Consider the following 11,906-nt stretch of genomic DNA (forward strand, 5'->3'; position numbering starts at 1 on the left):
GGAGCGGATCTCATCCGCGAAACGCGCCGGGATGTCCGGCTATCGCGGACAAGGTCCGCTCCGGGGAAGGAATAGCGCACCACCCGGCAACCTGTAGGAGCGGGCCCTGCCCGCGATTTCGCGCGCAGGGCGCGCTCCTACATTGGAGTGGCGCAGGTGGGGCGGCGTAGGAGCGAATCTCATCCGCGAAACGCGCCGGGATGTCCGGCCATCGTGGACAAGGTCCGCTCCTACGGGGAAGGAATACCGTGCCTCCCGGTAACCTGTAGGAGCGGACCCTGCCCGCGAAATCGCGCGCAGGGCGCGCTCCTACATTGGAATGGCGTGGGTGGGGCGGCGTAGGAGCGGATCTCATCCGCGAAACGCGCCAGGGTGTCCGGCCATCGTGGACAAGGTCCGCTCCTACAGGGGAATGGCCTGGGCCTACCAGGTGTACTTGACGCTGGTCAGCACGGTGCGGCCTTCGCCCGGGTAGCACTCGGCGATGTCGTCGCAGGTGGTCACGTACTTCTCGTCGAGCAGGTTCTGCGCGGCGAAGGAGAGGGTGACGTTCTTGTTCACCGGGTAGCTCACGCCGGCGTCGTACAGGGTGTAGTTGTCGACGTGGAAGGTGTTGCCGTTGTCACCGTACACCGAGCCGGTGTAGCGCACCCCGCCGCCGACGCTCAGGCCGTTGGCCATGCCCTCGCGGACGGTGTAGTTGAGCCAGGCCGAGGCCATGTGCTCGGGCACGTTGGCGAAGCGGTTGCCCTCGTCGCCGTTGTTGCTCTTGAGGATCTTGGTCTTGGTGTAGGTGTAGGAGCCCAGCAGGTCCCAGTGCTCGTCGAGCTGGGCCTTCACCTCGGCCTCGATGCCGCGCGAGCGCACCTTGCCGGTGGCCTTCTGGAAGCCGGTGTTGACGCCGTTGACCACGTCGTTGGTGAGCACGTTGGTCTTCTCGATCTCGAAGCCGGCGAGGGTCAGCAGGAGCTTGTCGGTGGGCTGGTATTTCACCCCGGTCTCCCACTGGTGCGCGGTGCTCGGGTCGAAGGTGTTGCCGTTGCCGTCGATGCCGCTGTTGGGCACGAAGGACTCGGAGTAGGCCACGTAGGGCGCCAGGCCGAAGTCGGTCAGGTAGGTCAGGCCGACGCGGCCGGTGAAGGCGTCGTCCTTGGCCAGGGTGTGGCTGCCGGCGATGTGGTCGTCGGTGCTGCTGCGCACGTTGTCGTAGCGCCCGCCGAGGGTCAGCAGCCAGTTGTCGTCGAATTTGATCTGGTCCTGGGCGTAGTAGCCGACGGCGTCGATGTCCTGGTCGTAGTTGACCTGGATGGTGCTCGGGCGGTTGATGTTCAGGCCGTATTTCGGGTTGCTCGGGTCCAGCAGCAGCGGCAGGAAGTACGACAGGTTGGCCAGGCTCAGGCTCTCGAAGTAGCGCTTGACGTCGGATTCGGTGCGCGAATAGTCGATGCCGGTCAGCAGGGTGTGCTGGATGCCCGCGGTGTCGAAGTCGAACTGCAGCTGGTTGTCGACGGTGAAGGCGTTCATGTGCTCGTCCCAGCGCCGCGGCGAGCGCAGGACGTCGTTGGCCAGGGACGGGACCAGCGCGGCCAGGGCCGGCACGGCGCTCTGCACGGTGCCCAGCGGCAGCATGTTGTTGAGGATGAAGTCGACCTGGCCGTAGCGCAGGTTCTGGCGGAACTCGACGTTGTCGTTGAAGCGGTGGCGGAACTGGTAGCCCAGGGTGAACTGGTCCTGGTACGAGTGGTTGAAGCTGTGGTCGCCCAGCAGGGTGTTGTCGGTATGGCCGTATTGCGGGGTGTTGACCGCGATGGTGCCGCCGCTGTCGTCCTTCATGAAGCTGCTGAGAAAGGTGAAGCTGGTGTCTTCGTCCGGCGCCCAGGTGAAGGACGGGGCGATGTAGTAGCGATCGTCCTTGACCTCGTGGCCGTCGTCGTACTCGAACTCGGTGTTGGATTTGCGCACCACGCCGACCACGCGGTACAGCAGGCTGCCGTCGTCCACCAGGCGGTCGCCGATGTCGAAGCGGCCCTGGATGCGGTCGTGGTTGCCGAAGCCCAGTTCCACCTCGTGCACGCCGGCGGCGGTGGGCAGCTTGCTGACGCGGTTGATGATGCCGCCGGCGTCGCCCAGGCCGAACAGGGTGGAGGAGGGGCCGCGGACCACGTCGATGCGCTCCAGCGCATAGGGCTCGGTGCGGAAGAAGGTGTAGCTGTTGTTCAGCTGGCGCAGGCCGTCGAGGTAGTCGCTGGTGGTCTGGCCGTTGAAGCCGCGGATGAACAGCCAGTCATAGCCCTTGGGGTCCTGGCCATAGGTCTCCACGCGCACGCCGGGCACGTAGCGCAGCGCCTGGCTGACGTTCTGCACGCCCTGGGCGTCCATCTGCTTGCGGGTGATCACCGAGACCGACTGCGGGATTTCCAGCAATGGGGTATCGGTCTTGCTCGCGCTGGCGCTGGTGCGCGGCACGTAGCTGTCGGTGCCTTCCGGGGCGGCGGTGACCACCTGGGCCGGCATCGCCAGGGTGTCGTTGCCGGCGGCGTCGGCGCCCAGCAGGGTCACGCGGCTGCCGTCGACCTGGTAGCGTATGCCGGTGCCGCGCAGCAGTTGCTCCAGCGCCCGCGCCGGCTCCATCTCGCCGTGCACGCCGGGGCTGCGCAGGTTCTGCACCTGGGCCTGGTTGAAGATGATCTGCAGGTGCGCCTGGCTGCCGAGGTTGGTCAGCGCCGAGGCCAGCGGCTGTGCCGGGATATCTATGCGCACCGGCGCGGCGAAGGCGCTGGTGGCGCTCAGGGTCAGGCCGAGCGCGGCGGCGCCGACCAGGCGGGCCAGGGGGCTGCGCTTGCTGTGCAGGGGCTTGCGGTTCACTGGGACACTCCTATGATCCATGCAGTTTTGTTATTAATGCGAATGATTAGCCTTCTATGACGCGGCTACCGGAAAAAACCGGAAGACTTTTTTTCGCGGGCATGGATAGGAGGGGGGATGTCACGCAGGGGCGATGGCTTTTCGTAGGATGGGTTGAGCTTGCGAAACCCATGCGGTTGGGGGTGATGGGTATCGCTTCGCTCAACCCATCCTACGACGCGCGTCTTGTAGGAGCGGGCCCTGCCCGCGATTCGCGCGCAGGGCGCGCTCCTACAGGTGGATCTGTCAGAGCGGCGCGTACCTGCTGGCCAGGGTGATGCTGCCGTCGTCATGGCGGCGCATCTCCAGCGGCAGCACCTTGGGCAGGGAGTCGACCAGCGCCTGCAGGTCGCTGGTGTCGTAGATGCCGCCGATGCGCATGGCCGCCACCACTGGGTCGCCCAGGCGCACCGGGTGCGCCAGGTAGCGGTTGATCTGCGGGATGGCCGCCTGCAGCGGCTGGTCCTGCAGCACCAGGCGGCCGTCGAGCCAGGCGATGGCGTCGCCCGGGGCCACCTGGGCCAGTTCGAGCTGCCCGGTGGCGCTGCTGTAGCGGGCCTGCATGCCCGGGGTCAGCTGGGCGGCGTTGCTGTCCACGCCAGGCGGCGGGGTGACTATCACCGAGCCTTCCAGCAGGGTGACCAGCATCTGGTTGACGTCGGTCCAGACGTTGAAGCGGGTGCCGGTGACGCGCACGCTGCCGTTGTCGGTGCGTACCGTGAACGGCTGCAGGGCGTTGTGGCTGACGCTGAAGTAGGCCTCGCCGCCGCTGCCCAGGCGGGCGTCGCGGCGGTCGCGGTAGAGGGCGAAGAACAGGCTGGAGTGGGCGTTCAGGCGCACTTGCGAATCATCCGCCAGGCGCACTTCGCGCGGCGCGTCCGTGGCGCTGTAGTAACCGATGCGCGACGGCAGCCAGCCGGCGGACCAGCCCGTCGACCAGACCGCGCCCAGCGCCAGGCAGGCGATGGCCGCGGCAGTGGCGAAGCGCCTGATGCGCGAGCGCCGTGGCCGCGTCGTGGCCCGGCGGGTGTGCGACAGGGGCGCTCGCGCCGGGGCCTGCAGGCGATCGGCCAGGCGCCAGATTTCCAGCATCGCCAGGTATTCGTCGCGGTGCCGCGGGTCTTCCGCGCACCAGGCGTCGAAGGCGTCGCGCTCGGCCCGGGTGCAGTCCGCCTCGTGCAGGCGCGAGCACCAACGCGCGGCTTCGGCGCTCAGGCTCTGGTCGTCATGCTCGGCGGGGGGCTGGTTCATCGAAGGCTTCCACGACTGGGCGGCGAAGTGTGCCCAGATCACGCTTTCTTTTCGGCTTGATGCGAGTGATTATAATTACCTCCGACGCGGGCTGTCAGCCAGCGTCGGCTGCGAGAGCCGATCTTACCCGCAAGCCCCCTAACGGGCGGAGCGCTTTTTTCTTGATTCGCTACTACCAGGAACTGACCGCCTTCCTCAGTCGCACCCTGGGGGACCGCCATGCCGCCGCGGACCTGACCCAGGAGACTTTCCTGCGCCTGCTCGACCGCAAGGCCGAGGAGCGCATCGAGCAGCCGCGGGCGTTCCTCTTCAAGACTGCCGTCAATCTCAGCATCGATTTGCGCCGGCGTGCGCGTATCCGTCGCAACGAGGATCTGGAGGCGCTGGATCGTGAAGGTTGTCTCGATGAGCGCTGTCCGCAGGCTGAGGCTATCCAGCAACAGCAGTTGCTGATGTTGCGTCGTGCCCTGGAGCAGTTGCCGGAGAACTGCCGGGAGGCGTTTCTGCTGCGCAAGGTCGAGGGGTGTTCCCATGCCGAGATCGCTGAGCGTCTGGGGATTTCGCGGGATATGGTGGAGAAGCATATCGTCAATGCCATGCGGCATTGTCGGCAGCGGTTGTTGCAGTGGGGTGGGCAGGGGTAGGGGTTTTGGTGGGAACGGCAGATAACGCTTGGGGCGTTATGCGTCTTTCATGGTTGAGCGGCTTGTTGGTCAGGCACCATCCTCACACCTCGTCATTCCCGCGAACGCGGGAACCCAGAGACTTTTTGGGTTGGGTTCGGTGTAGCGCGCCGCTCCGAGTGCTCGGATGTCTCTTGTTTCGCCCCCTCGGGCGAGTCCCTTTTGTCAAACGCCACAAAAGGAACCAAAAAGGCTTGCCCCGACATACGGGCCCGATGGAGCCGGGCTACCCTCACGAACTCCCCCGCCACGGAGGCCCGCCCCGAGGGTACGTCCCTGTAGCCCGCGGGGCTCTCGCGACATCCATGTCGCATGACCTCCTGAGCGCGGGTTTCGCTCGGCCTTCTGAAGGGGCGTTCCGGAGTGCGCGGAGGTTTCTCTGGAAATCCCAAAAGCAAAAGCCAGAGCGGACGTGCTTTTGCTCTTCGTAGGAGCGAGCTTGCTCGCGAACCCGGCCGTCACTGGATTCCCGCGTTCGCGGGAATGACGAGGGGGGTGAGGAGTATCAGGATGACTCAGGACTCTCCCTTCACTCAGGACAGCCCCCTCTCCCTTCAGGGAGAGGGTTGGGGAGAGGGCGCTCTTGACCCCAACACCGCAGCCCCCGGCAAACCCCATTCGCGAGCAAGCTCGCTCCTACAGTTCCATGAAGGCATCGGCGCTCCGGCCAACGGCCCCCTCTCCCTCCGGGAGAGGGCTGGGGTGAGGGTGCTCTGGAGCCCGCCGCACAATACCAACCCTGAATCGCAGGCGAAAAAAAAGGTTCTTCGCGGAGTCTGGGGAAAGAGCGGATTGACAGTCAGGGAAGCGGGTAGATTGGCAGTCGCCAAACGAACCAACCCCCACCCCCTGCTGTCGCCGTGCATCCTATTGATCTTGCTGCTTTCTGGCCAGGCTACGAAGTCATCGCCTGCCACCCATCTGCCGACAGCACCCTGCTGATCGAGCTCAAGCCTCACGCCAGCGCTGTCCCCAAATGCGGGCGCTGCGGTCAGGCCAGTCCATTAATCCACGAACGGCGGATTCGCCGGGTGCGTGATCGCGATCTGTTCGACCAGCGCGTCCTGCTCCAACTGCCGGTGCGCCGCGTCGACTGCCTGCGCTGTGGTCGGGTGACCGAGCGGATCGACTGGCTGGAGCCAGCGTCGCGCTTGACCCAGCGCTTGCGCATCTGGCTCGAGGCTTTGCTGCAATTACTGCCCATCAGTCACGTCAGTCGCCTCGTCGGTCTGCATTGGCACACGCTCAAGCAGCTCGACAAACGTCGTCTAGAGGCCGCAGTCGGTGCTTTCGAGCCGGGTGACGTTCGCCGTCTGGTGATGGACGAGTTCGCTCTTCACAAAGGACATCGTTACGCCACCGTGATCATGGATGCGCAGCGGACACGCGTGCTGTGGGTCGGGCATGGCAACAGCCGCGAGGCGATTCAGCCGTTCTTCGAACTGCTCGGTGAGCGCTGCCAGCAAATCGAGGCCGTGGCGATGGACATGAACACCGCCTTCGATCTGGAAGTAAAACAGCATTGCCCCCGTGCCGAAGTGGTCTACGACCTATTCCACGTGGTGGCTCGCTATGGCCGGGAGGTGATCGACCGCATCCGTGTCGATCAGGCCAACGCGCTACGCCAGGACAAAGCGGCACGCAAGGTAATCAAGCAGAGTCGTTGGTTGCTGCTGCGCAATCGCGAAAACCTCAAGGATCAGCAAGCCGTGCAGTTGCAGGAAATCCTCGAGGCCAACCAGCCACTGGCCACGGTCTACGTGCTCAAGGATACGCTCAAGGAAATCTGGTACGCCCCCAGCGTGCGGGAGGGTTGGCGCCGCTGGCGGGACTGGTTGCGCCACGCCAGGGACAGTGGCCTGGCCCCGCTGCAACGCTTCGCTCGCAATCTGCGCAAATACGTCCGAGGCATCCTGGCCAGCGCTCGCTTCCCCATGCACACCAGCCTGCTGGAAGGGGTAAACAACCGCATCAAGGTGATCAAGCGCATGGCCTATGGCTTCAGGGACTCCGCCTACTTTTTCCTGAAAATCAAGGCCGCCTTCCCCGGGAAAGCGCGATGAACCAAAAAAAAGGCCGTTACCGAGTCGCGGGGGAAGCGGGGGGGGTAACGGCCTTGATGCTTCAAAACCAGGTGAGCAACACCTGATGGGGTAATAAGCTAGCAAATTGTTCGCAGGCTAATGATGAATGCGCTTGATAGTGCATATGGGCCAGGGCGATGGGCGCGGCGATGCGTCCGGTTGCGGCGCGCGGCATGAGTTTCGGCTATCAATACAGGGCCGGCCCGCTTCGCGCGGGTGGCGACGCGGCGTGCTTGCCGGCGCGCCTTCGACCTGGCACCGGCCTTGCGGCCGGCTCGAAGAAGGAACGACCCGATGCATTCGATCACCCGCTGGCTGGGAGCCGCGCTGCTGGCCCTGGGGCTCCTGGCGCAGGGCGCGCAGGCGGCCGAGGAGCGCAAGCCGATCCATTTCGGCGAGCTCACCTGGGAGAGCGGCAGCCTGATCACCGAGGTGCTGCGCCTGCTGGTGGAGCAGGGCTATGGCTACCCCACCGACACCTTGCCCGGCAGCACCGTGAGCCTGGAGACGGCCCTGGCGCACAACGACATCCAGGTGATAGGCGAGGAGTGGGCCGGGCGCAGCCCCGCCTGGATCAAGGCCGAGGCCGAAGGCAAGGTGGCCGGCCTGGGCGACATCGTGAAGAACGCCAACGAAGGCTGGTGGGTGCCGGACTACGTGATCCACGGCGACCCCGCCCGCGGCATCGCCGCCGCCGCGCCGCAGCTGCGTTCGGTGAGCGACCTGCCGCGCTACCGCCAGGTGTTCCGCGACGCCGAGGCGCCGGACAAGGGGCGCTTCCTCAACAGCCCCACCGGCTGGACCTCGGAGATCGTCAATTCGCAGAAGCTCAAGGCCTACGGCCTGGAGGACAGCTACGTGAACTTCCGCAGCGGCTCGGGCGCGGCCATGGACGCCGAGATCGCCTCGGCCATCCGCCGCGGCAAGCCGGTGCTGTTCTACTACTGGTCGCCGACGCCGCTGATGGGCCGCTACAAACTGGTGCGCCTGGAGGAGCCGCCCTTCGACGCCGAGGCCTGGAAAACCCTGGTGGACGCCAGCAACCCCAACCCGCGCGGCTGCCAGTCGCTGCCGGCGCGCCTGTCCATCGGCGTTTCCGCGGCCTTCGGCAAGGACTACCCGGAGCTGGTGGCGCTGTTCGAGAAGGTCGACATCCCCATCGCCGAGCTCAATGCCGCCCTGGCGAAGATGAGCGAGACGCGCCAGGCCCCGCGCGATGCCGCCCGCGAATTCCTCAAGGCGCACCCGCAGGTATGGCAGGCCTGGCTGCCTGAGACGGCGCGGGCCAAGGTCGCCGCCGCGCTCTGAATCAGCCCTTGCCGAACCCCGTATGCAGGTCCGCCAGGGCCTGCTTCAGGCCTTCGCTGGCGGCCTTCTGGCGCTGCTCCAGCTGCTTGGCGCGGGCCTCGCAGGCGGGGCCTATGTCCTTGGCCAGGGCCTGCAGGGCGGGCTCCTTGGCGATGGCCCGGCGCAGTTCGTCGTCGCCCAGCAGCGCCTGGGTTTCCGCCAGCGCCGCCATGGCCTGGCGGTAGCGCAGGGTCAGTTGCTTGGCGTAGGCGCCGAGGCCGTCGCCCAGTTGCGCGGCCACCTCGGCCTGGGGCCCCTGGCTGCCGGCCCGGGCCTTGGCGCTCAGCTCCGGCATCTGCGGCAGGCGCACCAGGGTGCCTGCGGGCAGCGCGGCCAGGTCGGCCAGCTGCGGGTTCTGCTGGAGCAGGGCGCTCTCGACCTTCTCGCGCTGCTTCGCCGTGAGCCGGTTGTACAGCTTGTCGGCGATTTCGCCGAGGCTCTTTTCACCGCGGAACGGGATGACGGGCATGCTGCACCTTCCTTAGACGCCGATGAGGTTGCACAGGTTGATGTCGTTGGGCACCGTGGCGCCGCTGAGCACCCTGATGTTGCCGCTGCTGGCGTTGCCGATGACGATGGCCCGCTCCAGCTGGGTGCTCAGGTGCAGGGTGTCGAGTTTCTCGCGGCCGATCAGGCGGTTGTTGCTGGCGTTGAGGGTGCGCCCCTGCAAGGCGCCCAGCTGCGGCTGCTGGTCGTTGCCGTCCAGCGCCTGGCAGCGGTTGCCGGCGAACAGGCAGTTGTCCAGCGCCGCGCAGAGCACCAGCGGCAGGCTGCTGGCGTGGCTGCGCAGCTGATTGTCCTGGATCGCCAGGTCGGCCGCGCGCGGGGCCAGGGCGAACACCTGGCTGGCGGTGAACAGGTAGCTCAGCTGCGCGCCCTCGACCACCTGCGCCGGGCTTGCGTAGAGCGCCGAACCGGCCGCCGCGCTGGCCACGCGGATGGCCCGCCACAGGCTCATCACCGGTTTCTGCGCCGGGTCGTCGCCCAGGCGTTCCACCTGGTTGGCCTGCAGCAGCGCGCGGTCGAAGGGCGGCAGCAGGTGGATGCCGGTGATCTCGGCGCCGCTGCGGTCCGGGCCGATGCCGAGCAGGCGGTTGCCGCTGATGCGCAGGCGCTGCACCGCCGCCGTGCGGATGCCGTCCAGTGCCGCCAGGTCGCTGGCCTCGCGCGCCACCTCGGCGAGCTGGTTGTCGCACAGGTCGGCCTGGTCGACGCGCACCAGCTGGATGGCGGCATAGGCGCCGCCCTTGAGGTCGGCCGCCAGGCCCAGGCCCTGGCAGCGGTTGCCGCTGAAGGCGAGCACCCCGGCGGCGCCGCCTTCGCCCATCACCAGCGCGCCCAGGCCGATGGCGTCGAAGCTGTTGCCGGTGATGATGGCGTTCTCCACCCGCTGGCGGATGAGGATGGCGTTGCCCTGCAGCCGGGCCAGGCGGTTGCCCTCGATGCGCACGCCGTCCAGCGCGACCGGGTCCAGGCCCTCTTCGAGGACGATGCCGTCGCCGCTGCCCTCGTCCAGGCCGTTGATCTCGTTGGCGCGGATGCGCAGGCCGTCGACCCCGGCGCGGATGCCGGCGCCGCGGGTGTGGATGACGTTGCCGTCGATGTCGAAGACCGCGCCGGGCAGCGCCGCGCCGGTGGCCACCAGCGCCGCCTGCTCGCCGCCCAGCATCAGGTTGCCGGCGATCCGCGTGTTGCCGTAGTGCAGGCTGATGCCGTCGAAGCTGAGCGCGCGCTGGCTGCAGATGAACAGGTTGCGCGCCACCTGCAGCTCGGCGCCGAGCAGGTATTCGCCGGCGCGCACGATGCCGCGCTCGGCCACCAGCGCGCAGTCGCCGACGTAGGCGCCCAGGGCGTAGCCGGCCAGGCCGATGGCCGCGCTGGTGCCGTCGCCCACCGCCAGGCAGATCACGTTGATGTGCTCGGCGCGCAGGTCCAGGGTGTTGCGCGCGAGGATCGCCGGCGTGTCGCGGTTGGTCGAGCCGAGCAGGCTGAGGTTTTCCAGGGCCACGCCGATGCTCGCCTCGATGTTCAACAGGGTGCCGGGCTGGCCGGCCACCAGCAGGGTGGCCCAGCCCTGGCCGCGCAGGCGCAGCGAGCGGGCGCCGTCGATGTTCAGCGGCTCGCGCAGGTTGTAGGTGCCGATGCCGAGGCAGACGGTGCCGCCGCTGTCCTTGATCGAGTCGATGGCCTGTTGAATGGTGGTCGCGCCGCTGTTGTGGCCCTCGGCGCTGACGCAGACGCTGCAGTCGCAGCCTTCGCCCTCGGCGATGGGCGGCCAGAGCACGCGGCAGTCGGTCTCGTCGTCGGGGAAGTCGACCACCGCCAGGCGCGCGTAGTGGTGGTGGATGCCCAGCGGCGGCGCCTGCTCCAGCAGTTCGATGCTGGCGTCGACGGTGCGCGCGGCGAACACCCAGTGGTCGCCGCTGTGGAACTGGCCGCCGGCCGGCGCCAGGCTGAACTCGACGAGGATGCCGCTCTCCAGGAACAGCCGGGTGCCGGCGGCGGGAACCGGGATGTCGCCGGCGGCGCCGGGGGCGTTCAGGTCCAGCAGCTGGCTGCCGTTCTCGCGGCGCACCGGGCCGGCCTGGTCCCAGCGCCGCACGCGGGTGTTGCGCGCCGCCTCGGTGGCCTGCTGGGCGTCGGTGGGGAACAGCCCGGCCGGCAGCGCGAGCTCGAACTGCAGGGTGCGCGCGGTCTCGTCCACGCCGCCGGCGACACGGACGCGGCGCAGCTCTCCGGGCAGGTTGTGCAGCTCGCGCCAGTCATCGCTGACTTCCACCCAGTCGCCGTCGTGGAAGCACAGCACCTGGTCGCGGCCGAGGCTTTCCACGGTGATGCGGTCGCGCGCCGGGTTGATGTGGGTGACACGCGAGGCCACCGTGGCGTTGTCCCGCGACCACTTGAAGGTGGCCGTGCCCAGCGGCCCGCCCTGGTGCACCTCGACGCGGTACAGCTGGTTCTCCAGGCCGCGGTAGCCGGCGGCCGGCGGCACCTGGCACGGGTCGGGCTCGAAGTCCGGCACCCCGGTGGCGGTGCTCAGGCGCGCCGCCGAGGGCGAGGTCGCGGCCAGCCAGCCGGGCAGCTCGGCGTCGGGCGTGGCGCAGGTGCCGTCGCCGATGCCGGCCAGCAGCTTGACCTGCCAGACCGTCTGCAGGCGCCCGGTGGTGTCGACGCCCACGGCCTTCTCCACCAGGTCCGGGGCCAGCACCGCGTCCACCTCGCGCTGCCAGACGTCCAGGTAGACCAGGTGCGGCCCGCCCTCGGGCAGCGCCGGCGGGTTCGGGTAGTAGGGCTGCGCGGCGTAGTCCAGCGGCGCGCTGCCGGCCAGGCCGGCCAGCCGTGGTTCCCAGGCCAGGGGCGCGGCGCCGTGGTTCTCCGCCAGCAGGCCGTCGACGTAGATGCGCCCGGCGCCGATGCTCAGCTTGCCGCCGCTGGCCTGGATGCGGAAGCCGTCGGGGGTGATGCGCGGCACCACGTTGCCGCCGAAGCCGTCCAGGCTGCCGGCCTGCAGGCGCCGCGCCAGCTGCGCGACCCATTCGTTCCAGTCGGCGTCGAGCTGGACGCGGCCCTGTTGCATGACCACGCCGAGGAAATCGCGGCGGGCGTCGAAGCGGATGCGCGAAAGATCGAAGCTCAT

General features: G+C 68.0%; 7 protein-coding genes. 3 read left to right on the top strand and 4 right to left on the bottom strand.

Annotated elements, in window-relative coordinates; genetic code table 11:
• Positions 1–423: 423 nt before the first annotated feature.
• Complete coding sequence (locus M8R19_RS32315) at positions 424–2,886, bottom strand: TonB-dependent siderophore receptor (RefSeq protein ID WP_502943047.1); 2,463 nt, start codon at positions 2,884–2,886, stop codon at positions 424–426.
• A gap of 264 nt (positions 2,887–3,150) precedes the next feature.
• A complete protein-coding gene (locus M8R19_RS32320) occupies positions 3,151–4,155 on the bottom strand; it encodes a FecR family protein (RefSeq protein ID WP_074980882.1) in 1,005 nt (334 codons plus the stop codon).
• Between the two features lie 161 nt (positions 4,156–4,316).
• Here M8R19_RS32320 and M8R19_RS32325 point away from each other — a divergent pair, with 161 nt between their 5' ends.
• The 3 genes from M8R19_RS32325 to M8R19_RS32335 all read left to right on the top strand — a co-directional run bounded on the left by M8R19_RS32325 (position 4,317) and on the right by M8R19_RS32335 (position 8,230).
• Positions 4,317–4,799, top strand: coding sequence for a sigma-70 family RNA polymerase sigma factor (locus M8R19_RS32325; RefSeq protein ID WP_249920042.1), 483 nt, complete (start codon positions 4,317–4,319; stop codon positions 4,797–4,799).
• An 899-nt stretch (positions 4,800–5,698) separates the two neighbouring features.
• Complete coding sequence (locus tag M8R19_RS32330) at positions 5,699–6,901, top strand: ISL3 family transposase (RefSeq protein WP_249916914.1); 1,203 nt, start codon at positions 5,699–5,701, stop codon at positions 6,899–6,901.
• A 315-nt stretch (positions 6,902–7,216) separates the two neighbouring features.
• Positions 7,217–8,230: an ABC transporter substrate-binding protein gene (locus tag M8R19_RS32335; RefSeq protein ID WP_116424460.1), complete on the top strand. Its 1,014-nt coding sequence runs from the start codon at positions 7,217–7,219 to the stop codon at positions 8,228–8,230.
• Position 8,231: 1 nt separating this feature from the next.
• Here the strand turns inward: M8R19_RS32335 and M8R19_RS32340 are convergent, their stop codons facing one another.
• Positions 8,232–8,738, bottom strand: a complete 507-nt coding sequence (locus tag M8R19_RS32340) for a tail protein X (RefSeq protein WP_249920043.1) — start codon at positions 8,736–8,738, stop codon at positions 8,232–8,234.
• A 12-nt stretch (positions 8,739–8,750) separates the two neighbouring features.
• A complete protein-coding gene (locus tag M8R19_RS32345; RefSeq protein WP_249920044.1) occupies positions 8,751–11,906 on the bottom strand; it encodes a DUF6519 domain-containing protein in 3,156 nt (1,051 codons plus the stop codon).

The organism is Pseudomonas sp. R3.Fl (genome assembly GCF_023516765.1).
GTDB lineage: Bacteria > Pseudomonadota > Gammaproteobacteria > Pseudomonadales > Pseudomonadaceae > Pseudomonas > Pseudomonas citronellolis.

Bases quoted from the DNA above. Each gene is read 5' to 3' on its own strand.
- M8R19_RS32315 (WP_502943047.1), bottom strand. From the start codon at position 2,886: ATGGATCATAGGAGTGTCCCAGTGAACCGCAAGCCCCTGCACAGCAAG.
- M8R19_RS32320 (WP_074980882.1), bottom strand. From the start codon at position 4,155: ATGAACCAGCCCCCCGCCGAGCATGACGACCAGAGCCTGAGCGCCGAA.
- M8R19_RS32335 (WP_116424460.1), top strand. From the start codon at position 7,217: ATGCATTCGATCACCCGCTGGCTGGGAGCCGCGCTGCTGGCCCTGGGG.
- M8R19_RS32340 (WP_249920043.1), bottom strand. From the start codon at position 8,738: ATGCCCGTCATCCCGTTCCGCGGTGAAAAGAGCCTCGGCGAAATCGCC.
- M8R19_RS32345 (WP_249920044.1), bottom strand. From the start codon at position 11,906: ATGAGCTTCGATCTTTCGCGCATCCGCTTCGACGCCCGCCGCGATTTC.